This is a genomic window from Clostridium sp. UBA5119 (assembly GCF_002414285.1).
GTDB lineage: Bacteria > Bacillota > Clostridia > Clostridiales > Clostridiaceae > Clostridium_J > Clostridium_J sulfidigenes.
This window is the reverse complement of sequence record NZ_DHYX01000059.1, coordinates 38695-65492: the sequence shown is the minus strand read 5'-3', so window position 1 is coordinate 65492 and position 26798 is coordinate 38695. Positions and strand designations below refer to the sequence as shown.

Annotated in this window: 21 protein-coding genes and 2 pseudogenes; 2 read left to right on the top strand and 21 right to left on the bottom strand. The window is 29.0% G+C overall.

Annotated features, from left to right (window positions below; all coding sequences use genetic code 11):
• The 20 genes and pseudogenes from B2671_RS09840 to B2671_RS09745 all read right to left on the bottom strand — a co-directional run.
• A pseudogene (locus B2671_RS09840) lies at positions 1-451 on the bottom strand (nicotinamide-nucleotide amidohydrolase family protein); the annotation flags it as partial.
• A 77-nt stretch (positions 452-528) separates the two neighbouring features.
• A complete protein-coding gene (locus B2671_RS09835; RefSeq protein ID WP_346870250.1) occupies positions 529-3456 on the bottom strand; it encodes an insulinase family protein in 2928 nt (975 codons plus the stop codon).
• Positions 3457-3711: 255 nt separating this feature from the next.
• Complete coding sequence (locus B2671_RS09830) at positions 3712-5181, bottom strand: GGDEF domain-containing protein (RefSeq protein WP_346870249.1); 1470 nt, start codon at positions 5179-5181, stop codon at positions 3712-3714.
• A gap of 107 nt (positions 5182-5288) precedes the next feature.
• A complete protein-coding gene (locus tag B2671_RS09825) occupies positions 5289-8276 on the bottom strand; it encodes an AAA family ATPase (RefSeq protein WP_422653234.1) in 2988 nt (995 codons plus the stop codon).
• Positions 8277-9285: 1009 nt separating this feature from the next.
• A complete protein-coding gene (gene map / locus B2671_RS09820) occupies positions 9286-10152 on the bottom strand; it encodes a type I methionyl aminopeptidase (protein ID WP_346870247.1) in 867 nt (288 codons plus the stop codon).
• A gap of 176 nt (positions 10153-10328) precedes the next feature.
• Positions 10329-10976, bottom strand: coding sequence for an amidase domain-containing protein (locus tag B2671_RS09815; protein ID WP_346870246.1), 648 nt, complete (start codon positions 10974-10976; stop codon positions 10329-10331).
• 87 nt (positions 10977-11063) lie between these two features.
• Complete coding sequence (locus B2671_RS09810) at positions 11064-11939, bottom strand: DegV family protein (protein WP_346870245.1); 876 nt, start codon at positions 11937-11939, stop codon at positions 11064-11066.
• A 247-nt stretch (positions 11940-12186) separates the two neighbouring features.
• Complete coding sequence (locus B2671_RS09805) at positions 12187-12993, bottom strand: acetyl-CoA carboxylase carboxyltransferase subunit alpha (protein WP_035134571.1); 807 nt, start codon at positions 12991-12993, stop codon at positions 12187-12189.
• Positions 12994-13023: 30 nt separating this feature from the next.
• Positions 13024-13890 carry an acetyl-CoA carboxylase, carboxyltransferase subunit beta gene (gene accD, locus B2671_RS09800; RefSeq protein WP_346870244.1) on the bottom strand — a complete coding sequence of 289 codons (867 nt, stop codon included), beginning with the start codon at positions 13888-13890 and terminating at the stop codon, positions 13024-13026.
• Positions 13891-13914: 24 nt separating this feature from the next.
• Positions 13915-15264 carry an acetyl-CoA carboxylase biotin carboxylase subunit gene (locus B2671_RS09795; RefSeq protein ID WP_346870243.1) on the bottom strand — a complete coding sequence of 450 codons (1350 nt, stop codon included), beginning with the start codon at positions 15262-15264 and terminating at the stop codon, positions 13915-13917.
• Between the two features lie 19 nt (positions 15265-15283).
• Positions 15284-15739 carry a 3-hydroxyacyl-ACP dehydratase FabZ gene (gene fabZ, locus B2671_RS09790; protein WP_346870242.1) on the bottom strand — a complete coding sequence of 152 codons (456 nt, stop codon included), beginning with the start codon at positions 15737-15739 and terminating at the stop codon, positions 15284-15286.
• 34 nt (positions 15740-15773) lie between these two features.
• A complete protein-coding gene (accB, locus tag B2671_RS09785) occupies positions 15774-16286 on the bottom strand; it encodes an acetyl-CoA carboxylase biotin carboxyl carrier protein (RefSeq protein ID WP_346870241.1) in 513 nt (170 codons plus the stop codon).
• Between the two features lie 3 nt (positions 16287-16289).
• Complete coding sequence (fabF, locus tag B2671_RS09780; RefSeq protein WP_346870240.1) at positions 16290-17528, bottom strand: beta-ketoacyl-ACP synthase II; 1239 nt, start codon at positions 17526-17528, stop codon at positions 16290-16292.
• Positions 17529-17550: 22 nt separating this feature from the next.
• Entirely contained in the window at positions 17551-18291 is a 741-nt protein-coding gene (gene fabG / locus B2671_RS09775; RefSeq protein WP_346870239.1) for a 3-oxoacyl-[acyl-carrier-protein] reductase, read from the bottom strand.
• A gap of 14 nt (positions 18292-18305) precedes the next feature.
• Positions 18306-19250, bottom strand: a complete 945-nt coding sequence (gene fabD, locus B2671_RS09770; protein WP_346870238.1) for an ACP S-malonyltransferase — start codon at positions 19248-19250, stop codon at positions 18306-18308.
• Between the two features lie 15 nt (positions 19251-19265).
• Positions 19266-20217 (bottom strand): annotated as a pseudogene (gene fabK, locus B2671_RS09765) (enoyl-[acyl-carrier-protein] reductase FabK).
• 49 nt (positions 20218-20266) lie between these two features.
• Positions 20267-20497 carry an acyl carrier protein gene (gene acpP, locus B2671_RS09760; RefSeq protein ID WP_035134562.1) on the bottom strand — a complete coding sequence of 77 codons (231 nt, stop codon included), beginning with the start codon at positions 20495-20497 and terminating at the stop codon, positions 20267-20269.
• 26 nt (positions 20498-20523) lie between these two features.
• Positions 20524-21498: a beta-ketoacyl-ACP synthase III gene (locus tag B2671_RS09755; RefSeq protein WP_346870237.1), complete on the bottom strand. Its 975-nt coding sequence runs from the start codon at positions 21496-21498 to the stop codon at positions 20524-20526.
• A gap of 16 nt (positions 21499-21514) precedes the next feature.
• Positions 21515-21976 (bottom strand): MarR family winged helix-turn-helix transcriptional regulator, encoded by a 462-nt coding sequence (locus B2671_RS09750; protein ID WP_035134559.1) that lies wholly within the window; start codon positions 21974-21976, stop codon positions 21515-21517.
• A 178-nt stretch (positions 21977-22154) separates the two neighbouring features.
• On the bottom strand, positions 22155-23027 hold the full coding sequence (locus B2671_RS09745) for a M23 family metallopeptidase (RefSeq protein WP_346870236.1): 873 nt from the start codon (positions 23025-23027) through the stop codon (positions 22155-22157).
• Positions 23028-23381: 354 nt separating this feature from the next.
• On the opposite strand from B2671_RS09745, the gene B2671_RS09740 reads away from it, so the two are divergent.
• Positions 23382-24377, top strand: coding sequence for a DnaD domain protein (locus B2671_RS09740; protein ID WP_346870235.1), 996 nt, complete (start codon positions 23382-23384; stop codon positions 24375-24377).
• Complete coding sequence (locus B2671_RS09735; RefSeq protein ID WP_346870234.1) at positions 24370-25359, top strand: ATP-binding protein; 990 nt, start codon at positions 24370-24372, stop codon at positions 25357-25359. Before B2671_RS09740 ends, B2671_RS09735 begins: the two co-directional genes overlap by 8 nt.
• Positions 25360-25413: 54 nt before the next feature.
• On the opposite strand, the gene B2671_RS09730 is transcribed toward B2671_RS09735, so the two are convergent.
• A complete protein-coding gene (locus B2671_RS09730) occupies positions 25414-26682 on the bottom strand; it encodes a DNA polymerase IV (protein WP_346870233.1) in 1269 nt (422 codons plus the stop codon).
• Between the last annotated feature and the right edge of the window lie 116 nt (positions 26683-26798).

Genomic DNA, 26798 nt, shown 5'->3' with positions numbered 1-26798 from the left:
TATTTATAGTAGATTTTTCTCGTATTTCCTGCCTATCTCCAGAAAGGTTTAATTCTTTTGTCGTAACCTTGCCTTTATAATATAATCCTATATATACTCTTCCTACTGGTTTCTCAGCAGTTCCTCCACCTGGACCCGCTACTCCTGTAGTTGATATTCCTATATCAGCTCCTGAAGTCTTCGCTATTCCTTCAGCCATTTGAGCTGCTACCTGATGGCTAACAGCTCCAAATTTCTCAAGAGTTTCTCTTTTTACGTTAATTCTATTGATTTTAGCTTCATTATTATAGGTTACTACTCCTTCAAGTAAGCTTTTTGATATACCAGGATAGTTAATTAATCTTGCTGCAACCATTCCTCCTGTACAGGATTCTGCAGTAGAAATAGTTAAACCCTTATTAACTAACATTTCTCCTATTGCATCTTCTAGAGTAATCTCTCCTTCTCCATACATACTATCATTTATCATAGTTAATCTTAATCAGAATTCATAAGTAAATTATAACTTCTGATTAAATTTCTCCCCCCTTAGTTAAACACATTTTCTAAGTTTTTAAATACATCTTTATTTTCTTTAATCTTACCATCATTACCAAGAACAACTATATAATTCATATTCATAACATCTGTTACTAATTTTGAGAAGTTATTAATATCCTTAACTGTAGTAGATAACACTTCTTTTCTTTCCTGTTGTCTATCCGCCTTAGATATTCTTCTTATATAATAGCTAACTGCTGCATCTCCTGCCATGGATGGAGTTAATTGCATATCTAGTTCACTTATAGTTCCTATAATGTATTTTAACATTTCTCTATCTGTAGTTGTAAAACTTTCTAAGTATTTAGCTGCATTATCGTAAGTCTTTAAGGTCTCTTTTATATTAGGATCTCTATAGCTGGCAAACATAAAATTACCACTTCTCACTATATTAGCAAAAGCTCCATAAGCTCCACCCTGTACTCTAACTTTATTCCATAGATAATCCATGCCAATTATAGTTTTCAGCACCAATAACTTTCCTGTGTATTCATATCCTAATTTTTTATAGTTATATCCCTTTGCCACATATTGAACATTAGATGGAGTAAGCATTCCTTCATTTTTGTTTTCTTCATGGAAGCCATACTTGTTAATTTGTACTTCTTCATCAGATAATACTTCTAATATCTCTGAAATGTTCTTCTTTACAGCAGTAACTTCTTCATCTTTACCAGTTACTGCTACTATTAAGCTATTTTTATTAAATACCTTATTCATTATAGCTTGAAATTTCAAAATAACACTATCTATTCTATCATCAAAGTTATTTTCTATCTCCTTTAAGAATTTATAGTACTCATATCCTGAAGTTTTTTCTATATATTCATAAGCAGGAGAGAAATAAGCTCCTAATCTTGTAGTTGCAACTTGATGCCCTCTATCCATAAGCTTCATTTCTATTCTTGATATTAAAACTCTTATAAGTTCTCTTATTCTCTTTTTATCTTCAAAGGAGGTATTCTTAATTATATCTGCCAATATTTCTAAAGCTCTTGGTACTCTATCTACTACTACACTACAATGTCCTTCAAGGTAAGTACTATATCTAAGGACATCTTTACTATCGCCATATACTTCATTTTTAAAATATATTCCACCTGTATTAATTAATATTTCATTAGATAAATCTACATAACTATAGGTTTTAGTATTAATTTTGCCTAGTAGTGTGGTTAATAGACTTAGATAGGAAATATCTTCTTGTGCTATGGTTCTGCTATCAAACATAAAATCTAAGTAAGCAATTTTACTTGTAAATGCATCATGATGAAGTAGCTTCACTCCGGAAGCATCCTGCTCTATAACACCTAATTCTTCAACTTTCTCGTCTATATCATCTATGGATAATACTGGTATAGTCTCTAATATTTCCTCTGGATCAGGAGTGTTCTGTCTATTTATTAAAGACTTTGTTTCATTAATTATGTCTTGTATTTCCTCAACAGATAGATTTTCTTTATATTCCTTTAATCCAGTTCTTAATTTTTTATCCTTTTCATCTGCTAAACCCCTTTTAGGCGCTAATACTATTAATGAGCTATGATTATTGTTTAATATATATTTTTCAATTAATTGTTCAAAATAATTTGAAGTTAGTGCTTTCTTTATTTTTTCCATATTCTTTTCATATTTTAAGTGAATTAACGGATCTCCATCATGTAGCCAACTATCCATAGCTGTCATATAATAGAATAAACCTTTAGGCATGCCTTGAAAATCTGCTTCTCTTAACTTAAATTCTGTAATGTTTATGCATGCCTCTATTAGTTTTTTATCAATTCCATTTTTAACCAAAGATTTTAATGTATCAAACACTACATTCTTAAATTCTTCTTTTTTATTTGCATCACTATTTTTAAGTACTATACTAAATACCGGTTGTAAAATCCCATTATCAAAACTTCCATATACATCCTTTCCTAGGTTAGCATCAAGGATTGCTTGTTTTAATGGAGCTCCTTGAGTTTCTAATAAAAGATATTCTAAAACACTTAGACTAATATATAATTCATCATTAGTACATTCTCCAGTAACAAAGTTTAATGCCATGAAAGTTTTTTCATCTTCATTATCTTCATTAGAAATAGAGTATTCTGTTACAACCTCTTTCATTTCTTCAAAAGGCTTCTGTGGTAATATTTCAGCATCAATATCCTTTTTTTCAAAATTGTTTAAGTAATTGTCATTAATAAATGCTAATCTCTCATCTAAGTTTCCATCTCCATATAAGAATATATAGCTGTTAGATGGATGGTAGTATTTACTATGAAATCCTAAAAACTCCTCTTCAGTTAAATCTGGTATGAATTCTGGATCTCCACCTGATTCAAATCCATAGGTATTATGTTCAAATAAAGATTTTTGAATTCCTCTCATTAACACTCCGTCTGGTGATGAAAAGGCACCTTTCATTTCATTATAAACTACACCCTTATAAGTTAGCTCATCTTCAGAATTTTCTAATTCATAATGCCAACCTTCTTGCATTAAAATTTCCTTTGTATTATATATATTAGGATAAAACACTGCATCTAAATATACATCCATTAAATTAAAAAAGTCCTTTTCATTTTTACTTGCTAGTGGATATATAGTTTTATCGCTAAAGGTCATAGCATTTAGAAATGTGTTTAATGATCCTTTTATAAGTTCTACAAATGGCTCTTTTGTAGGAAACTTGCGTGAACCACATAATACACTATGCTCTAATATATGAGCAACTCCAGTATCATCGCTTGGTGGTGTTTTAAATCCTATTGCAAATACTTTGTTAGGATCATCATTTTCCATATGTAATAATTTTGACCCCGTTTTTTCATGTATAAAAACTCTAGCTATAGAATTTATTTCTTCAACCTTTTCTTCTCTATACAACTTAAATCCATGATATATTTTTCCTAAATTATAATTCATCTTTCTCCTCCTGCTATTTTATTATTTTATCTTTTAATAGTACTACTATTATTTATCTCCCAAACTTTAATATTAATTATTATATTTTAATATAAATTTTAAATAACTTATAAGTACCTTTCGCTATAACTATACTTAAATTATATCTTATATATACTATATATAAAAATATATACTTTTAAGTCTTTATTAATTATCTATTTATGATAAAAGGTATGAAACTAGCTCTATAATTTCATACCTATAAGTTTAATATTATTGATATTCTTTTAGGATTGGAACAATTATTTTACCTAAAGTATTAACAAAATTTAATTCATCATAAGTAAACTCCTTATGATTAATTGATGCTGTTAAGCATATTACTCCAATTATATCTATTTTGTCTTTTAATAAAACTATAATATTAGATTTTAAATCAGGAATGTTTTTAATTTCATCATATTCATCTATACAATCCCAATCTACTCCACAAATATTTTCTCCAGAATTTATTGTAGCCTTAATCTTATTATATTTACGTGTTTCATCAAATTCATCGCGTGTTTCATCTATAGTTTTAGAGTATCTATTGACTAATTCTCCTTGTTTTATGGTAAACAATGTACATGAATCTGCTTCAACAATTTCTGTAATTCTATTAATTGTAATGGCAATTTTTTCATGTATATTTCCCTCTGAATTAATCAAATCTATGAATTCAATTAAAGTTGAGACATTCTTATAGTCTTGATTTTCACTACCTACAAATATACCACTTAATTTATTTGTAGTGCTTATTTTAGAACCATAGGATTCTTCCCATACTCTAGTAGCATTACGACCACTATTTTTAGCTGCATATAAAGCTTGGTCTGTTTTTTCAATAAGCTCTTCATAGGTAGTGGTATGATTAGGATAATTAGCTACGCCTAAACTTACTGTTACTACTCTTTTATCTCCCATAACTTTTGCCTGATAAATTTTCACTCTAATTCTTTCAGCTATACTCTTAGCTTCCTCTATACCTGTATTAGGTAATACTATAATAAATTCTTCTCCACCATATCTTCCTACTGCATCATCTTGTCTAATATTTTTTATAATTACTTCACATATCTTACTTAATACTTGGTCACCCATTCTATGTCCAAAGGTATCATTAATGGTTTTAAATTTATCTATATCTACCATTATAGTTGAAAATTCAGAGTTAAAATTAAAAGATCTGTCTATCTGTTCATGAATAAATGATTCTAAATACCTTCTTGTTAATGTCTTAGTCAACTTGTCTATAGTAGAATTTCTTTTTATATTAAGTTTATCAATTATCATGTACAAAATTCTACCTATAGTTACACACCGATGCATTGTCTCCTCATTTATGTTATTTAATTTCCTTTTACTTTCCACATATACATATCCTAACACATCATGATTATAATCATATTTACTCATACCTCTACTATTTTTAGAAATTTGAGTTATTGGTATACACATAGCTGCTTTTATATCATTTTCAATGTCATAACTTAGTATATTCCCATTGGCATCACAAATAACTTTTCTACTTAACCTAATAGGTATTCCCTTATTTCTAGCTATGTTAACTATAGACATATCATCTGGCAGTTCTACATCATTTCCATCACTTGACACTACAGAAAATCTATTATTATTCTCTATTATTATATTAGTTTTCGTTGCTAAACTAATATAACTTATATATTTGCATATGACGTCCATACTTTCTTGACTATTTCCACATAAGTTATTTAGTAAGTCCTCAATACTATCAATATCTGTAAGATAATCCTTAGATGAATCCTTTAGTGATTTTATAAATTCTTCATTTATAAAATCANNTTTTCTGTTGTATTAATATTTATTTGGTCTAACTTTATGCCTTTTCTTTGATTATAGTAACTTTTTATTTGTAGTAGTATTCGAAAGCAATCCACCATGTTTCCTTTATTCTGTAAAAAAGATTTTCTATAGTTCTTAGGAATTTGCAATAATATATCCTGTATTATATCACAGGCTTCTGAAATATATAACGCCGCTTTAGCCCTATCTCCATTCTCATAATAGTTATATCCTATTTTGTAATATATTTTCCATAATAAATTAGAATTTTTAATATCCTTATATTGAGCTAATGCCTCTTCTAAGGCATCTATAGGCATACATTTATCTATAACAGCTTTAATATATACTAAAGTCAATTTATTAAGATCAGACTTTATTTCATGTTCAAAATTTTTAATGTAATAAAATATTTCTGTAGCTACACCCTTTAAGTCTTGATTTAAAAGTTGTAAAACTCCATCGGATAGCATTGACACCCTTAAATCTACATATACTATCTTTTCACTAGCCTCAATTATATCTTCTATACTTTTCATTTTTCTCTCTATAAGTATCTTGTTTATAATACAAAGTAGCTCCATTTTATATTTCATTAAAGAATTCGTATTATCAAAAGCCTTTTTACCTTCTAATAAATAATCCATAGCTTTTTGTCTATTACCAATTAAGGAATTCATATAATATTCCAATATGTAGTATGGAACTAATTCTTGCTCAAAAATTGAATTTCTTTCTATATATTTATTGCATATATCTATATATCTAAAACATTCAGAATACTTTCCTTGCTTATATAATGTAGATGCCATATATACATAATTATAAAAATTCATATATATTAATTCATTTTGAGTAGCTATATTCGAAGCCTTATTTAAATACATATATGCTTTATCATAATTTACTAAAACATAACTAAAAAATCCCATATTAGATAAAGCTATTACTTCATAAAACTTATTTTGTTCAATCTTACTTATTTCATAAAGCCTATCAAACCAATTCAGTGCTTCATCACCATATTGATAATAATCACCATATATAACTCCAATGCTATTATATATTCTAGGTAATGCTTTAGTATAGTTCTTTTCATAACATTCAGTAACTGTTCCTTTTAATATCTTTAAAGCTTCTTCTTCCTTACATTGGGCAATTAATGCATTACAATAACTATTATAGAAACCAACTTTATAATCCATATGCTCTTCTTTACAAAGTCTTATTCCTTCCCTGCATACATCTTTAATCTTCTCATACTCTCCAGTATTGTATGAGTTTCTCACTATTATTCTTAAGTATTCTATAGTGCCTTTTAAATAATCTACATTTTCTAGTGATTTTGATATCTCCTTAGTGTAGTACTCAATCTCTTCTTCCATACACAAATCTATGTATATCCAAATGATTTCTACCATAATATCTATATTAGTAATTATCTTATCTTGAAACTTACATAGTTCTTGAGCTTTAATATAATATTCTAATGCCACACTTTTTTCAGATATACTATTGTATAACTTACCTAAATTCATGTTAGTTTCTATTTCATCATTAATAAATTCATCTCTATTTTCAAACTTATCAATGATTTGAAGAATCTTAAAACCATATCTTATAGCTTCATTTACACTGTTTATATTCTCTAATCTCTGCTCATTTTTCTTATAGTAGTATATAAGTTTTCTACTAAGCCCTAAAATCTCAAGATGATAGATAAGTTCTTCTATATAGATATTTAATTCATCATAGCAATACCTTTCAAGTACTACTACAATTTTCCTGTGAATATCTTCTTTTGTAGATTGCTCCAAATCCTTATATAGATAACTTCTTAAAAATTTATTATAAAAGGTATACACAAATCCATTATCGCCTATGGAACTATATAGTATACCCTTAGCTACCAACTGATCAACTACATTATCTACATCACTTTCATTTGTTGTAAGTACATCTTTTAATACTCTTACTGGCATTGGGGTATAAAAGAATGAAATTATATATAAAATTTCATAGGATGGTTTGTCCACATCTTTTAATTGGGTTTCACAGACCTTTTCCATATTCATTGGCATATACATATCATGGTTATCAGGCTTATACCATCTACCATTTTCTTCGTTTAAATATATAATTTCTCTATTACATAAATCCTTTAAGGACTCTTCAATGAATAATGGATTTCCCATTGAATATTTATAAAATGTACTTATAAATTCATCAGATATCTTCTCAACATTTAATATATTTCTTAGCATCTTTGCAGAATTGCTCTCCGTTAATGATCTAAGGTGAACATTTAACGCAACTTTGTCTTCAATGTATTCAATAAACTGTGTAAAATTATTGTTATTAAGGCAATCACCATCCCTATATCCAATAATAATAAGAACATTAGTCCTAAAATAGGCTTTGTTCAACATATATTGAATTAAATTTAGTGTTAATGTATCATACATATTCATATCATCTATGATAATTACCCCTGGATTATCATAGTAATACTCTTGTAAAAATGATGATATCTTAGCTATAAGTATAAGTCTTTCTTTATTTTCTAGTTTAAAATAGCCCAAATTTTCATTATTATTATCTCCATAAATGTCTGGAGCTAGAAGCATTATTTCTTTCTTATATTTGCTAATTAAATTTTTATCTGCAATACTCACTATTTTTCTTAATAACTGTGCAATAGTAACCTTTGTAGATTCTTCTTTATTACTTTTCATATAAAAACATCTAAGTCTTTTATTTTCTTTAACATTCATAATGTATTTTATGTGTTTTAATAACCGAGTCTTACCTATTCCAATTTCACCATGAATTAATATAATATTTTTAGTTTCATGATATTTAACTATATGATTTATGGACTCCATAATCATTTTTAACTCTTCATCTCTACCTATTAATGGGATATTAAAATTTAATTCTCTTTTTTCACTATTAACTTCATATTTAAAGTTCATGTTATATATAGAATTAACTTGTTTAATAATATCAAAAATACTATTTATTGAGTTATCTCTACTACTACATAGTTTATCTATTAAATTATATAGTTTTACTCCAAATAACTCTTTATATTCTTGTCCTTCATTACTTTCCATGTGTTTTATAATTATTTTACAAGTTTTAGAATCTCTATATCTTCCTTTATTTTTTAATGAAATATTAATTAATATTTCACATAATCTATTTATATAGTATCCTTCTTCTTTAAATTTATTAGAAGTAACCTCTTCTATGTCTTCTGAATAACTAGCTATACCTGTTTCTCTTGATTGTAAAAGTGTGGTTAATTTATCTTTTAATTTAACTTTAAAATCTAAACTTACATATATATTGTCATCACTAAATGGAACTACTTTCATATAATTGTAACTTTGATTATGTGCTACTACACATATTTCTAAAAATACTTTAATTAATATTTCTTCAGAAATGCCTTTTACAGCATCTAGCAATATCTTGTAATTACTATAAACTTCTGTAGTGTAATAATAATTATCCATCTTATCTTTGTTATCTACACTGTTTATTACACCAAAATCTAAAATTCTTATAACATCATTTTTTATAGTAGGTATTTTTTCATATTCAGATATACAATAATTAATTATTTTGTTTTCCATATTAGAATTATTTACAACATAAATGTTTACCATAGACATGTTATTATTTATGTCTATGGCTTCATATACAGAATAAATTCTATTTTGGTTTAATAATTCCACTATTTTATATCTTTCATTAATTATCTTCATATTTAGTACCTACCTAATTAAAATAATATTAAGTTTAATGTAGATTATTGTTAAATAACTCATAACTATCTATCTTTATTACATATTATACCATACAGCACCATAATAATGTACTTATCCATTTTCTTAATGACAAAATAATTTCTTGTATTTTTAGACAAAAATCTTCAATTTAATATTAAATTTTAACCCTATTGTATACAAATATATATTAAGTTAATATTTCATACCCATCTTCAGTAACCAGTATGGTGTGTTCCCACTGAGCAGATAACTTGTTATCTTCTGTAACGGCAGTCCAGTTATCATCTAACACAACAGTTTCTGGTACCCCTTCATTTATCATTGGTTCTACTGTAAATGTCATTCCTGGTAGAAGAATCATCCCTTCGCCTTTTTGTCCTATATGAGGTACAAAAGGTTCTTCATGAAATTCATTACCTACACCATGACCACCATAATCATAAACTACAGAATATCCTTTGGTAGTTGCAAGCTGATTTATAGCAAATCCTATATCTCCTAAAGTATTAAAAGGTTTTATTTGCTCTATTCCTATCTTTAAGCACTCTTTAGCAGTTTGTACCAAATCTCTTGCTTTATCACTAACGTTTCCCATGAGAAATGTTCTATTTGAATCACCATAATAACCATCTAGAATACAAGTTACATCAACATTAACTATATCACCATCTTTTATTATAGTTCCTTCGTCTGGTATACCATGACAAACCACACTATTTATAGATACACAGGTGCTCTTAGGAAAACCATGATATCCTAAAGGAGCTGGATATGCTCCATGGGATACTGTATATTCATGGACCCATCTATTTACTTCTTCTGTAGATATTCCTACTGTTATTTTTTCTTCTACCATATCTAGTATCTCTTTAGTTAGAGCACAACTTTTTCTTATTCCCCCTATATCCTTTTGAGATTTTATAATTTCTCTTGGTATTTTATATCCATACTGTTCACTTAACTTTTCTAAATACTTATCTTGCTCCATATGACACTTTTTATATTTTAATCCACTTCCACACCAACAACTATCATTTCTATTTAATTTATCCATGTTAACCTCCATCATAATTACCTCTTACATTCATATATAAATCTATTACATAATTACTCTATTTTATATACTATATGTTTTACTTCTATTATATCACTTATTCCTTCTTACCATATTTTAATAGTAAATAATAATAAAAAAGTTTTGTAGAAATACATCTACAAAACTTTAAACAATTAAAAATGATAAATATAAATATATCTTCCCTTTTTGTTCTTTAATAATTTTAAGTATTCGTATAAAGATACATGCTTTCTATTCAATGAATGCTGAGCTATAAATAAGTCATTTCTATTTAATGCTACATTAAACTCTTTAGCATGTACTACTTGAGAATGATATATTTTTTTGTTACTGTCTGCATATTGTATAACATCACCTATCATAATATAAGTATATAGTTCATCAAACCTAGCTATTGCTTCTTCTACTGTTAACTCCTTAAATTCATCTGCCATATTATTTCCTTGGCCATCTTTGTTTCCCCAATATTTTCTAAAGTATTCCGCACTTCTCCATGTCAGGGAAACTTTCTTTAAAGCCATTGGATCTTTAGTATAACAAAACCAATCTGTAAACTTTCTATAATCTGCCCCCTTCATTTTCATTCCACCTGCTACTAAAACTTGACTTATAAAATTAGTACAGTCATTATCCTTAAATACAGGGTATTCTTTTACATTGGGAGTCTCTGCATAAGCTTCAGCATAAGCCTTTGCTCTCGCTCTATTATATACATAGTTTTTTCTATTGATTATCTCATCTTTAAGTTGGGATTTGCTTTTGATCCTTTTGATTATTTTAAGTAGTCTTATACTCTTCATAATCAACCTCCCATCTTAAATAATAAAACTAATTAGGTTGTAATTTAACCTCTATAATACTTATATACTCACAATCTACTGATTTGTTTACTCTTCTCTTCTATTACCAACAAAAAATAGTGCTAATAGTCCTGCACCAGTATGACTGCCTATAGTCGGTCCTAAATTATTAATTATACACTCCTTAACTCTTCCACTTTTTCTACAGAACTCTTCTAACAACTTTGCATCTTCTACACAATCTCCATGAGAAATAGTTATTAGTTGATCTTCTCCTATGCTTCTTTCCTCAAATTTTTTTACAAGCTCTAGCATAGCTTTTTTTCTACCTCTAACCTTACTAAGGGGTATTAGTTTCCCATCATTATTCATATGAAGTACCGGTTTTACACTAAGTAAAGTTCCCACCGTTGCAGCAGAACTTGATACTCTTCCACCTCTTTTTAAATGCTTTAAATCATCTACTGTAAAGTAATGATTTATTTTTAGTTTTATTCCTTCCGCAAACTCAACTATTTCTTCTTTTGATTTATTTTCTTTCATCATATCATAAACCTTATATACTAGTAATCCTATTCCCATACTAGCAGATAATGTATCTATTATAGTTATATCACAATCTGGATATTCTTCTTTCACACTTAAAGACGCATTTATTGCATTATTTACAGTTCCTGATAACCCTGAAGATAGTCCTATATAAATAATTGCTTTTCCTTCTTTTACTATATTTTTAAAAGCTTCTTCAAATCTATATACATTAATCTGGGATGTAGTATACATATCTCCAGCTCTTAAGCCATCATAAAACTCTTTAATATCCAAAGTTTGACCAAAATAATCCTCTATATCTCGCCCTTTGAAATTACACCCAATAGGTAGACCTACTATGTTAGGTTGATTTATAAATTCAATAGGTAAATCGCTACCAGAATCAACTACTAAAACTACTTTGTTATTCATATATCATATTCCTCTCATTTATAAATTTATAAATTTATATAGCTTCTACTACATTCATTTTATATACTTAATTTTAATTATGGTCTCTTCTATATTATAATAGCTAGTTCAATTACTCATTTAATTATATATTAACAAAATAAAATAGACCAATTATTATTAGTATTATAATCATTTTACTATAAGTTAAAACAATTTACATCAATACTATATTATAATTAGTCATATATTACCATATTTTATTAGTTTATTCTATATATTTACCTAATTTTCTAAACTTATAATATCTCTTAGTCAATAAAGAGTCTACAGGTTCTTTACTTAATCTTTCTAATACTTCTTTTAAATTTGCTTTTATACTTAAAATCATTTTATTTGAATCTTCCTGTGCTCCTCCTTTAGGTTCTTTGATAACCCTATCAATAACTCCTAAACCTAATAAATCTGAAGATGTTATTTTCATTATTTCAGCTGCCTCTTTAGCTTTAGTAACATCTTTATATAAAATAGATGCAAATCCTTCTGGAGATAAAATTGAGTATATGGAATTCTCAAGCATCCATACCTCATCAGCAACAGCAAGAGCCAATGCTCCTCCACTTCCACCTTCTCCTATAATCATAGAAACTATAGGAACCTTTAAATTGCTCATAGTCATAAGGTTTTTAGCAATTGCCTCCCCTATACCGCGCTCTTCTGATTCTATTCCACAAAAGGCACCTGGAGTATCTACAAAAATAATTACAGGTCTTTTAAATTTTTCTGCTTGGAGCATAAGTCTTAATGCTTTTCTATATCCCTCTGGCTTTGGCATTCCAAAATTTCTTTCTATATTTTCTTTAGTACTATTGCCCTTTTGTATTCCAATAACTGTAACACTTTTATTTTCAAATTTAGCTATACCACCTACTATGGCACTATCATCGCCATAGCCTCTATCGCCTTTTAACTCTATAAAATCCTCAAATATACTATTAATATAGTTAAGTGCTGTAGGTCTCTTAATACTACGTGCTATACTTACCTTTTCCCACGAGCTAAACTTGTTATCCATCTACTTCCAACACCTCTATTCCTTGTATCTTCAATTCACATGTATTTTTATAATAGTACTAAGAGTACTCTTCATATCCTTTCTGTGTACAACCTTATCTACATAGCCCTTTTCCAAAAGAAATTCCGCTGTCTGAAAATTATCTGGTAGCTTTTGCTTTATTGTTTGCTCAATAACTCTTCGTCCCGCAAATCCAATAAGTGCATTAGGTTCAGCAAGTATTATATCTCCTATCATTGCAAAACTTGCTGTTACACCTCCAGTGGTTGGATCTGTTAGTACAGATATATATAGTAACCCTTTATCATTATGATAGGATAAGGCTGCTGACGTTTTGGCCATTTGCATAAGAGAAAATATTCCTTCTTGCATTCTTGCTCCTCCAGAGCAAGTAAATATTACTATTGGGAGCTCCTCCTTTGTTGCTAATTCTATAGCTCGTGTAATCTTCTCTCCAACTACACTTCCCATACTTCCCATAAGAAAATTACTATCCATAACACATATAACTACAGTATTACCATCTATCTTTCCTATACCAGCTATAACAGCTTCCTTCATATTAGTAACTCTTTGTATCTTACTTACCTTCTCCGTGTATTCTGGAAAATCTAAAGGATTGTCTGAAATCATATCTGCAAATAATTCTTTAAATGTTCCTTCATCTATTGTTTGCTTAATTCTTTCTCTTGCTGTAAGTCTAAAATGTCCTCCACAAGAATAACACACTTTTAAATTATTTACTAAATCTCCTCTATATATGGTATTACCGCATTTAGGACATCTAATCCACATTCCATCAGGTACTTGTGGTCTCTTTTTTATCTCGCTCTCTTTATTGCTCGGTTTTACTTCGATATAAACATTTTTTTTAAATAATGACCTTAAATCTTTCATATAATTACCTCATTTAGATTTAAACTATTTAACTTTATTAAGATATGCTTCTAAGAACCCTGTATCAAAAGTTCCTTCTACAAAACTCTCATTAGTTAAAATATCAAGCTGAAGGTCTATGTTAGTACTAACTCCTTCTATTATGAATTCACTTAATGCTCTTTTCATTTTGCTTATAGCTTCTTCTCTATCTTTACCGTGAACTACAAGTTTACCAATCATTGAATCATAGCAGTGTGGAATTTTATATCCTTGATATACCGCAGAATCTAACCTAATCCCATTTCCACCAGGTACATATAAATTAGTTATTTCACCTGGACAAGGTCTAAAATTTTTATAAGGATCCTCCGCATTTATTCTACACTCAATAGAGTGACCTGTAATTTTTATATCTTCTTGTGAAAAACTTAACTTTTCTCCATAAGCTATTCTAATTTGCTCTTTTATTAAGTCAATTCCTGTTACCATTTCTGTTACAGGATGCTCTACCTGTATTCTAGTGTTCATCTCCATGAAATAGAACTTCTTATGCTTATCTACTAGGAATTCTATAGTTCCAGCATTTACATACCCTATAGATTTAGCTGCTTTAACCGCAGTCTCTCCCATTTTTTTTCTCATACTATCATCTATAAATACTGATGGTGCTTCTTCTAACACCTTTTGATTTTTTCTTTGTATAGAACATTCACGCTCTCCTAGATATACTGTATTTCCATAATTATCTGCTATGAGTTGTATTTCTATATGCCTTGGTTTTTCTATAAACTTTTCTATATACATCGAATCATCGTTAAATGAAACTTTTGCTTCTCTCTTTGCTGCATTAAAATCACTTATAAGCTGATTCTCATTATTTACAATCCTAATTCCTTTTCCTCCGCCTCCGCTAGAGGCCTTTATCATTACTGGATATCCTATTTCTTTAGCTATTACTATAGCTTCCTCTTCATTATTTATAATTCCCTTTGATCCTGGTACTACTGGTATATTAGCCTTTTCCATAAGTTCTCTGGCTTTTGACTTGTTTCCCATATTGTTTATATTTTCTGCTGTGGGCCCTATAAATTTAATATTACACTCTTCACACATCTTGGCAAATCTACTATTTTCAGATAAAAATCCAAACCCTGGATGAATAGCCTCTGCACCTTTTAAAATAGTAGCATTTAATATATTATTTTCATTTAGATAACTATCCTTTGAGGCTGATGGTCCAATACAAACACACTCATCTGCCATTTGTGCATGCAAAGCTTCTCTATCACCTTCAGAATATACAGCTACAGTTTGTATTCCCATTTCTCTACAAGCCCTAATTATTCTAACTGCAATTTCTCCTCTATTAGCAATTAATATCTTTTTAAACATACGGCTACCTCTCTTACTTTTATACTCCTACTGCGAAGGTTAATTCACATTCACAAGCTACTACTCCATCAACTGTGGCAATTCCTTTACCAATACCCATTGGTCCTTTTATCTTTATAATTTCAACTTCTAATTTTAATCTATCACCAGGTATAACTTTTCTCTTAAACCTAGCATTTTTTATCCCACCGAAGTAGGCTATCTTGCCTCTAAACTTTTCATCATAAAGTAATGCAATGGCACCAACTTGTGCAAGAGCTTCTACTATTATCACTCCAGGTAATACTGGTTCTTGCGGAAAATGACCTTGAAAAAAATATTCATTCATAGTTATATTTTTATACCCTACTGCTTTTTTCATTGATTCTAAACCTTCTATTTGATCTACAAATAAAAATGGATATCTATGAGGTATTATTTCTTGTATCTCTTTTACATTGAGTTTTATTACATCACTATCTATTAGATCTAACATTATTTATACTACCTCCTTTATATAATATATATTTCTAAAGTTTTATCGCCATTATAGGCTGACCAAATTCTACTACATCTCCATTATTAACAAATATTTTAGCCACCGTTCCTTCAACTTCACATTCAATTTCATTCATCAATTTCATAGCTTCAATTATGAACAGAATTGACTCCTTTGATACTGAATCTCCTATTTTTATATAAGGTTCTCCATTTTCTGTAGGTGAAGAATAATATGTTCCTACCATAGGTGACTTAACTATAAAGCATTCTTCTAAATTACTTTCTTCAGTAATTATTTCTTCATGATTTGTTGATATTACTGAAGTATTATCACTTGCATTATTAGTATAACTAACAAACTCCGTATCACATTTATCTGTCATTTTAGATTCATTTAATGCTCTAGCATCTTCATTATAAATAATTTTGCTAGAATCATTTTTGCTCATCCTTATTCTAAGTCCTGCTTCTTCTAGTTCTAATTCCTTAAGATCGGAATCATTTATTAATTTAATTAGCCTTTCAATTGCTTCATAATTCATAATTTATTCCTCCCATTTCTTAAATAAAAGTGTAGCATTATGACCACCAAATCCTAAAGAATTAGACAAAGCATATTTTAGTTCTGCTTTTCTTCCAATATTAGGAACATAATCTAAATCACAATCTTCATCATTCTCTTCAAGACCAATAGTAGCTGGAATAAACCCTTCCTCTAAAGCCTTTATACATACAATTGATTCTATAGCACCTGATGCTCCCAATAAATGTCCTGTCATTGATTTTGTAGAACTAACTGGGATATTATAGGCTTGCTCTTTAAATAAATTTTTAATAGCTATAGTTTCAAATTTATCGTTATATGGAGTACTAGTTCCATGAGCATTAATATATGATATATCTTCTAACCTTACATTTCCTTCTTCTATGGCAAGTTTCATAGCTCTTGCTGCCCCTTCTCCATCAGCACTTGGCTGAGTGATATGATAAGCATCACAAGTAGCTCCATATCCAATAACTTCACCATATATTTTTGCACCTCTTGCCTTTGCATGCTGGAGCTCTTCTAAAATTAAAACTCCTGCTCCTTCACCCATTACGAATCCACTTCTATTTTTATCAAAAGGAGTAGATGCTTTTTTAGGATCCTCACTCTTACTTAAAGCCGTTAATGCAGTAAATCCAGCAAGACCTATTGATGTTATAGATGCCTCTGTACCACCTGTAATCATTACCTCTGCCCTATTTGCCTTTATCATCTCAAAAGCTTCACCTATACTATTAGTTCCTGTAGCACAAGCTGTCACTACAGATAGGCATGGCCCTTTAGCACCATATTTTATAGCAACATTTCCTCCTGCCATATTCTCTATCATCATAGGAATTAAAAATGGTGATACCTTAGTTGTATCTCTTTCTAACATTCTTTTATATTCATTTTCTAATGTATCGAGTCCGCCAATTCCTGAACTAATTAAAACACCGAATCTATATTTATCAATACTATCTAAATCTAAATTTGAAGATTTTACTGCCTCCTCTGCTGCTGCCATAGCAAGTTGACAATATCTATCCATTCTCTTAGCTTCTTTTCTATCAATAACTTCTGTAGGGTCAAAATCTTTAACCTCTGCAGCTATTTTAACTTTAAACTTTTCTACATCCATAGATTTTATAAAATCTATGCCACATTTACCATTCTTAACTCCATCCCAAAAGCTGTTAATATCATTACCAATAGGAGTTAATGCTCCCATACCTGTAATTACCACTCTTCTATTCACTTTATATGTCCTCCTTAAATAACTACATTACCATTCCGCCATCTACATTTATAACTTGACCTGTTATATAGTCTCCACCCTCTGATGCAAAAAAAATTACAGTCCTTGCTACATCTTCTACATTTCCAAATCTATTTAAAGGAATTAGTCCTAACATACCATCCTTTACTTTTTCACTTAATACATCCGTCATATCACTTTTTATAAATCCTGGTGCTACAGCATTTACAGTTATCCCTCTAGCTCCTACTTCCTTAGCTATTGACTTAGTAAGTCCTATAACACCGGCTTTAGATGCTGCATAGTTTGCCTGACCTGCATTCCCTACAACTCCTACTACAGAAGAAATATTTATAATCTTTCCACTTCTCTGTTTAAGCATGTGAGATACTGCACTCTTACAAGTATTAAATACACCCTTAAGATTTATATCTATAACCTTATCAAAGTGCTCTTCTTTCATTCTCATAATTAATCCATCTTTTGTTATTCCTGCATTATTAATTAATATGTCTATAGTTCCAAAAACTTTTACCGTTTCATCTATTAATTTTTTTCCTTCTTCGAAACTACTTACATCTCCTTTTACTAAAATAGCATTTCCTCCAAGGCTTTTTATTTCCTCGGCAACTTTTTCTGCCTCTGCATCACTACTAACATAATTTATAACCACATTAGCTCCTCTTTTACCAAACTCTATAGCTATAGCTCTTCCTATACCTCTACTTCCTCCAGTAACTACCACATTCTTCCCTTTAAACATATATATATCCTCTCCTATACATGAGCTTCTTGTAAATATTTCAATGTACTATAAATTGATTCTTTATCCTCAACATTTAATATTTTTACATCTTTATTTATTTTCTTTACAAAACCACTAAGGGCTTTTCCTGGTCCCACTTCTATAAAAGTATTAATTCCCATATCAATCATATTTTCTATTGTCTTTTGCCATTTCACAGAAGATTTAACTTGAGCTTCTAATAACTGTGTAAGTTCCATTACGTTTTGTAAAACCTCTCCTGTAACATTAGGTATTACTTCTATATTACTTTCATAAAAAGTTACCTCACTTAATACATCCCCTAATTTTTTAGACGCATTTTTCATTAATTGTGTATGAAATCCTCCACTTACTGGTAACTTAACAATTTTCTTAGCGCCTTTAATTTTTAAACTTCTCATAGCTTCTTCTACTAAGAAATCCTCTCCTGAAATTACTATTTGAGAACTACAATTATAATTTGCTATACCTATTATTCCTTTATCACTGAGTTCATTACAGACTTCTTCTATAATTTCTATTTTTCCACCAATGATAGCCGCCATGGAGCCGTTAGTTTTATCACTATCTTCCTTCATGAATATTCCTCTTTCTCTTACTACTCTTAATCCTTCTTCAAAATTCATAATTCCACTTGAGATTAAAGCAGAATATTCTCCAAGGCTCAATCCTGCAACAACTTTAGGATTTATTCCATAAGATTTTAAAATTTCAAATAATGCTATTGAAAGAGTTACTATAGCTACTTGATTATTTTCAGTAGAGGTTAGTTCTTCTATGGGTCCATTGAAGCATAACTCACTTATATCTTTATTTAAAATTTTGTTAGCTTTTTCAAATACTTTCTTAGCTTCTAAGAATTCTTCATGTATTTCCTTTCCCATACCTACGTACTGACTTCCTTGGCCTGGGAAAATAAATGCGATATTTTTCATAGTTACCTCTCAATTTTAAAATTTATTTATCATGGATTTTAGCAAAGTTTCAGTACCTTCTATAAAATCTTTAATTATTTCTTCACAACTTTCTTCTTTTTTTATTAAAGCTGCAATTTGACCTGCCATAATAGAACCATTATCTACATCACCGTCTATAACAGCCTTTTTAAGTCCACCAACCCCTAATTGTTCTAGCTCTTCAGCTGATGTACCTGACTTTTCAAGTCTTAAATATTCTCTAGATAGTCTATTTCTAAGAACTCTTACAGGATGCCCAGTACTTCTACCTGTAACTACTGAATCTATATCCTTTGATTCTATTACCTTCTTTTTATAATTTTCATGAATAGTGCACTCATTAGCTGCTAGAAATCTAGTTCCTACTTGAAATCCATTAGCACCTAATGCTAATGCAGCCAACATTCCTCTAGAATCTCCTATACCACCAGCTGCTATAACAGGTATATTTACAGCATCTACAACCTGAGGAAGAAGTGCCATAGTTGTAAGTTCTCCTATGTGTCCACCAGCTTCACAACCTTCAGCAATTACCATATCTGCTCCACTTCGCTCCATTCGTTTTGCAAGCCCTGTTGAAGCTACTACTGGAATAACCTTAATATTATGATCTTTCCNNATCTTTCCACATATTCATGTATTTACCTGGGTTTCCTGCACCTGTTGTAACAACCTTTACTCCTTCTTCACAAACAATCTTAGCAACCTCATCAGCATTATCACTAAGAAGCATTATGTTTACTCCAAAAGGTTTATCTGTAAGTTCTTTAGCTTTTCTTATTTCTAATCTAACATTTTCTGGAGAGTTATTTCCTGCCGCTATAATTCCAAGTCCTCCCGCATTTGATACGCTACTTGCTAATATGCTATCTGCAATCCAAGCCATAGCCCCTTGAATTATTGGGTATTTTATTCCTAAAGCTTCACATATATCTGATTTGAACATATATACCTCCTATGGTTAAGGTCAGATAGATAGCTATCTGACCTTTATTTTAATTAACTTTGCTTTCTATATAGCTTGAAATATCTTGAACATTTTTTATGTTTTCTATATCCTCATTTGGAATCTCAATATCAAACTCTTCTTCTAAACTCATAACAATTTCAAATATTTCTAGAGAATCTATTCCTAAATCATCTGTAAAACTTGCTTGTATATTTAATTCCTCTACCTCTACACCTAGTTCTTTTGCTATAACTTTTTTTACTCTTTCTAATACCATTTTTTATTCCTCCTATATACTTTTAATTATTTATTCCATTTTAACAGCGCACTACCATAGGTTAGTCCACCACCAAATCCTATAATTACTATGTTACTTCCTTGTTTAATTTGACCATTTTTATTTGCTTCATCTAAAGCTATTGGAATACTTGCACTAGATGTATTCCCCTTTTTGTCTAAATTTATAATGAATTTAGATAAAGGTATATCAATTTTCTTACTAACACTTTCTATCATTCTTATATTAGCTTGATGTGGAAGTATAAAATCTATATCTTCCTTTTTTATATTACTTTTTTCAATAATTCTATTAAATTCCTCTTCCATAACCTTAACAGCAAACTTATAAATATCTTTTCCATTCATCTGAATCTTATTATTATTTATAACTTCCTTGGTACATATATTCTCCATAGGAAGTATGTCACAAGTAAGGGATTCACCTTTAGATCCTACACTTTTACAGTTGATATAACTTATATACTCTTCAGAATCTTTTCCTATAACTACAGCTCCTGCTCCATCTCCAAATAATACACAAGTATTTCTATCTTCCCAATTGACGATTTTAGATAATACTTCTGCTCCAATTATTAAAGCTTTTGTAGCCCTACCTGTTTCTATATATCCCTTAGCTATATCTAGCGCAAATATAAACCCACTACATGCAGCATTTATATCAAAAGCCATAGCATTTACAGCACCTATTTCCTTTTGTACATTACATGCAACTGATGGAATTAAACTATCTGGTGAAACTGTAGCCACTAAAATTAAATCAATTTCTTTACCATCTACATTACTATCTTCTAAAGCCTTTAAAGCTGACTTTATTGCTAATTCTGAAGTATCTTCTCCAGTAGAAATTCTTCTTTCCGCAATTCCAGTTCTCTCTCTAATCCAACTATCTGAAGTATCTACAATATTCTCTATATCTTTATTGTAAACTATATTAGATGGTGTATAAGAACCTGTTCCTAGTATCCTTGAACCAATCACATTTATTCTCCTTTACTTATTTTTTAAGATTGTATTTTGACTTAAAGAAGCTATTTACTTTCTCTAGAGATCTTATTAGTACTTCTTCCTCTTCATCTGTTAAACCTTTTATAGTTTCACTAATCATGTCCTGATGAAATTTTTCATGAACTCTGTATGCTAACTTTCCTTTTCTGGTAAGAGCTATCATTACAGATCTTCTATCTTCTTCTCCTCTTGTACGTTCTACATATCCTTTTTTCACGAGTTTCGTTATGGCTGTAGTTAAAGTACCTACTGTAATATTTAAATCATTTGCTACTTCCGTCATAGTTCTTGGATGATACATTCCTATAGCTTCAATAGTATGTATCTCTGTAACCGATAAATCTTTAAGCACTCCTTCTTGTAGTGCAGTTTGTTCGATCTCTAAAATATCATTAAATATAGTTACTAATAATTCATTTAATACGTATTTATTTGAATTTAAGGATTTCATTCTACTTTATTCCCCTTTTGTTTGACTTTCAAATATTTTGATAATCAAAGTATATTACTAAAGAAAAATAAAGTCAATATTTTTTTTTACTTTTATTTTTACAAATAATTTAACTTGTCACAATTTATTCATTTTTACCAAAAATAAAGTCTAGATAAATCTAGACTTTATTAAAAATTTAATATCCAATTATCCCTGTATATCCTAAAGGATCCATTGGAACTCCATCTACTCTTATTTCAAAATGTAGATGTGGACCTGTGCTATCTCCAGTATTTCCAACTTCTGCTATAACTTGCCCTCTTAGAACCTGTTCACCTTCAGACACATTTAATTTGCTACAATGTGCATATACAGTCTGCAAGTTATCACTATGGTCGATTATTACTACTTTACCATATCCATCTGCTATCCCTGAAAAGCTCACTGTTCCATCTAGTGCAGCTTGAATTTCAGTACCTGTATTAGCAGCCAAATCAATTCCCTTATGATAATATCCTTCTCTCTTCTCACCAAAAGTAGAAGTTAGTATACCCTTTATAGGTGTTGTTATTGAATTGTGTAAAAAAACCTCTCTATTTATTTGGGTACTCCCCCTACTAAGAGGCGTAAAAGCAACTTGCGAATTATTAGTCTTTTGTATATATTTAACCTGATTTTCTTTTGTAACTGTAAAGTTAATTAAACTGTTATCATTTGTATCATTGTATCCTATTATTTTATTAGAAATTTCACTTTCACTTAAAACATCTTCTTTATTACATGTTATTTTTTTATATACTATTTTATTATTTACAGCAATATCTTTAACATTATCTATATTACATGTATCTATATAGATATCTCTTACTTTATTAAGAGCATTGTTACCTGTAGCTTCATCAGCAACTATGCCAATTTCTACACCATCTGATTTCATAACTACTGCCTTTATTTTTTCATTCGCTTTTACATTTTTCTTTGCTTCTACCGGATTCATGGTAATCATAGTTAAAATACATAAGAGTGATACACATACTATGACTAATTCTCGTAGTATATTTTTCATCATTGTATTACCTCCCTACTACAATGATAATATACCCCATTGAAATTATTTTAAACATAATGTATAAAACAATAGTCAATTTTATTATTAATAAAATATTAATTTTATATACTAATATATATACATTTATTAATTATTAAATTTTACTTTTAATAGGTTTACTATATGATATACTAAGGTTATAATATAATTCTTAATTGAAACTTATTCTAAAAGGTTATAAAAATAGCGCAATAAGATATAACTTATATAACAAATAAATAATTTATTTACTTATATATAATTATAACCTTAGTTTTCAACAAGAGTTTAATGTAATGCTATTACATTACGATAACATGGAAAGGTTGAGATTCTATGAGTACTTTTATGTTTAAAACCAAAAATTTAGATTATACTCCCGTAAGCAATGTGTTTATAGATAACTTCATGGCAAAGGCTAGAGGCGAGTATATAAAAGTTTATTTACTTGGTCTTAAATATTGTGTTAGTGGAGAAATAGGTGTAAACTCAACTCTTATAGCTTCAGCTCTATCCTTATTAGAAACTGACGTAATAAATGCTTGGAATTATTGGAATGACGAAGGTGTTATAAGATTAGTTCCCATAGATAACATGGGAAATTATAATATAGAATTCTTAGAACTAACTAAGGCTGCCGATAACGGAAAATCTGTGAATTTATTAAAAGAACTAGATAATTCTATGGTTAAAGATATGTTGCAAGATATAGAAAGATTATTAGCACGTCCACTTTCGCCCAAAGAAATGACTACTTATCTCGGATGGCAAAACGACTTTAATTTTTCTCCTGAAATTATACTTTTACTTATAGAATATTGTGTTTCTAAAGGGAAATCTGACTATAGATATATTGAGAAAATAGCTGTATCTTGGAGTGATAACAATATAACTAGTATAGACGAAGCACAAGACTATATAAAAAAGCATGAGGATAAATGGATTAATATAAGGAAAATCTTAACTTATTTAGGTCTGAAAAATGGTGATGTTATGAAACCTCAAGAAGAGCTTTTGGAAAAATGGTTAAATGTATATAATTTTTCTTTAGAAATTATATATAAAGCTTGTGACATATGCTTTGAAAGACTAAGTAGAGCTGACTTTAAATATATTGATGGTATACTTAATAGTTGGTTTAAAGACAAAATTAAAACTCTTCAAGATATTGAGTTAAAAGATAAGAAAAAAATTAACTTTAAACCTATTGTTAATGAAGTTTCAAATACCAATACAAAAAAAGGTAAAGGTAAATTTCATAGTTACGATCAAAGGACCTATGATTTTGATGATTTAGAAAGAAAACTTTTAGGATGGGATAATAATGATTAATAAACATCATTTAGAAATTATGAAACTTTATGATAAAATAAAGGAAAATCAAAAAAATGCTTTAGAATTAAGAAAATCAGAAGTAAAAAAACGTGTTCCTGAAATAGACGATATTGAAAATCATATTGGTAAGCTATGTATTAAGGTTTCCCTAGCAGCCTTTCAGGATGCGCCTAATAGAGAACAACATTTAAAAGAATTAAGGGAAAATATAACTAATTTAAGAGTTAAAAAGACTGAATTACTGGTATCAAACGGTTATCCTTTAGATTATTTAGACATTCATTATAATTGTAATAAGTGTAAAGATACTGGATTTGTAGGATTACAAAAATGTAGTTGCTATAAACAAAAACTTAATAGTATTTATTATAGAAATAGTGATTTATTCATAGTTTCTGATGATCATAATTTTGCTAATTTTAATATGGACTTCTATAGTGATAAAAGAATTGGCCGTGAAAAATATAGTCCAAAGGAAAATATGAAAAGTATTGTAAATCAATGTTTTAGATATATAGCAAACTTTGAGTTAACATCAGAAAATCTTCTTTTTTATGGTAATCCAGGCACTGGAAAAACCTTTTTATCTCGCTGTATCGCAAAAGAATTAATAGATAATGGATATTTTATAGTATATAAGACTTCTGAAGAATTGATTAAAAACTTAAAAGATATAAGATTTAATAACAATTCAGCTCTAGAAGATCACCTAATTAATTGTGATTTGCTTATAATAGATGACTTAGGTACAGAAGTATCATCAGAATTTGCTATATCTGAGTTATTTAACCTACTGAATACAAAGCTTCTAAGAAATAAAAAAATGTTAATATCTAGTAACTTTTCTTTAGATGAATTATTATCTATCTATTCAGAACGTATTACATCTAGACTTTTTGGTAATTTTTCCTTGTTTAAGTTTTATGGTGATGATATAAGACTTCAAAAAAATTTAAATAGTAAAGCATCCTCTAAATAACTTCATTTGATCAAAGCATTCTAACTTATACTTATATTAAGTTAGGATGTTTTTTTATTTAGAATAATCATAAAGGCCTCCCATCATTAAAAAATCTTCTGCCTTTTCATCTTCTAAGCCCCTTTTATTATTTGAGCTTATAAATGTAGATCTTATTATGGATGAATCTCCATATTTTTCTCTTATTTTATCTATGGTACTATCTAAGCTTCTTTGTTTATCTATTTTTTCATCATCAAATAAAGATTTTTGATATATACTATTATCACTCAACTTAGTTACTCTGACTCCTAATAATCTTATGGGTTCTCTACTCCACATCTCTTTAAATATTACTTTCACTAATTTAAAAATTTCTTCAGTCGAATCTGTTGGGGTTAAAAACTTTTTCTGATGAGAGTAAGTTGTAAATATATTCGACTTTATTGATACAGCTACAATACCACATAAAGATTTATTAGCTCTAAGTCTCTTAGCTACGCTTTCAGTAAGTGACAATAATACTTTTAGAGCTTCATCTATACTTAATATATCCTTGCTTGTAGTAGTTGAATTTCCTATGCCTTTTACATCCACATAATTATCACAGTTAATAGGTGAATTATCTATTCCATTGGCATATTCATAAATTATATTTGCATAGCTCTTAAATATATTTCTTAAAATGCTCAAATTATAATTTGCTAAATCTCCAATTGTAAATATATTTAAATCTATAAGCTTTTTTTCAGCTACTTTTCCAACCATAAATAAATCGCCTACTTTAAGTGGCCACATCTTTATTTTTATTTCTTCTTTAAATAATGTATGGATAGAATTTTTCTTAGAAAAGTCACTAGCCATCTTAGCTAATAATTTATTATTTCCTATTCCTATATTTACTGTAAAACCTAGGTCTTCTTCTATTTTTCTTTTAATATCCTTAGCCTTTTCCATGTAGTCATATTTAAAATGACTTGCTTCCATAAAAACTTCATCTATAGAATATCTTTCAATAAAATCAGAATATGGCTCTAACAATTTATACATATCATTACTAAACCTTGTATATAGTTTATGTTCTGGTGGATAAACTTTTAATTGAGGATACTTTTTCAACGCGGCTACTATAGGTTCTCCAGTTATTATATTAAATTTCTTAGCTGGAATTGATTTCGCTAAAACTACTCCTCTTCTATCTTCTATACTTCCACCTATTATAGAAGGAATTTTTCTTATATCTATTTCACTTTCTCCGCATCTTAATAAATTTATAGCTGTCCATGATAGAAATGCAGAGTTAACATCTATATGAAATATTATTCTCTCGGACTTATTCTCCACAAATATCACATCCTCAAAATTAACTTACATTCTTATTTTAACGAACAAATATTCGTTTGTAAAGATATAATTATATACCTTTATGATAATAATTTATTTTAAATTAAGATATGTCC

Bases quoted from the DNA above. Each gene is read 5' to 3' on its own strand.
- B2671_RS09835 (WP_346870250.1), bottom strand. From the start codon at position 3,456: ATGAATTATAATTTAGGAAAAATATATCATGGATTTAAGTTGTATAGA.
- B2671_RS09830 (WP_346870249.1), bottom strand. From the start codon at position 5,181: ATGGACGTCATATGCAAATATATAAGTTATATTAGTTTAGCAACGAAA.
- map (WP_346870247.1), bottom strand. From the start codon at position 10,152: ATGGATAAATTAAATAGAAATGATAGTTGTTGGTGTGGAAGTGGATTA.
- B2671_RS09815 (WP_346870246.1), bottom strand. From the start codon at position 10,976: ATGAAGAGTATAAGACTACTTAAAATAATCAAAAGGATCAAAAGCAAA.
- B2671_RS09810 (WP_346870245.1), bottom strand. From the start codon at position 11,939: ATGAATAACAAAGTAGTTTTAGTAGTTGATTCTGGTAGCGATTTACCT.
- B2671_RS09805 (WP_035134571.1), bottom strand. From the start codon at position 12,993: ATGGATAACAAGTTTAGCTCGTGGGAAAAGGTAAGTATAGCACGTAGT.
- accD (WP_346870244.1), bottom strand. From the start codon at position 13,890: ATGAAAGATTTAAGGTCATTATTTAAAAAAAATGTTTATATCGAAGTA.
- B2671_RS09795 (WP_346870243.1), bottom strand. From the start codon at position 15,264: ATGTTTAAAAAGATATTAATTGCTAATAGAGGAGAAATTGCAGTTAGA.
- fabZ (WP_346870242.1), bottom strand. From the start codon at position 15,739: ATGTTAGATCTAATAGATAGTGATGTAATAAAACTCAATGTAAAAGAG.
- accB (WP_346870241.1), bottom strand. From the start codon at position 16,286: ATGAATTATGAAGCAATTGAAAGGCTAATTAAATTAATAAATGATTCC.
- fabG (WP_346870239.1), bottom strand. From the start codon at position 18,291: ATGTTTAAAGGGAAGAATGTGGTAGTTACTGGAGGAAGTAGAGGTATA.
- fabD (WP_346870238.1), bottom strand. From the start codon at position 19,250: ATGAAAAATATCGCATTTATTTTCCCAGGCCAAGGAAGTCAGTACGTA.
- acpP (WP_035134562.1), bottom strand. From the start codon at position 20,497: ATGGTATTAGAAAGAGTAAAAAAAGTTATAGCAAAAGAACTAGGTGTA.
- B2671_RS09750 (WP_035134559.1), bottom strand. From the start codon at position 21,976: ATGAAATCCTTAAATTCAAATAAATACGTATTAAATGAATTATTAGTA.
- B2671_RS09745 (WP_346870236.1), bottom strand. From the start codon at position 23,027: ATGATGAAAAATATACTACGAGAATTAGTCATAGTATGTGTATCACTC.
- B2671_RS09740 (WP_346870235.1), top strand. From the start codon at position 23,382: ATGAGTACTTTTATGTTTAAAACCAAAAATTTAGATTATACTCCCGTA.
- B2671_RS09735 (WP_346870234.1), top strand. From the start codon at position 24,370: ATGATTAATAAACATCATTTAGAAATTATGAAACTTTATGATAAAATA.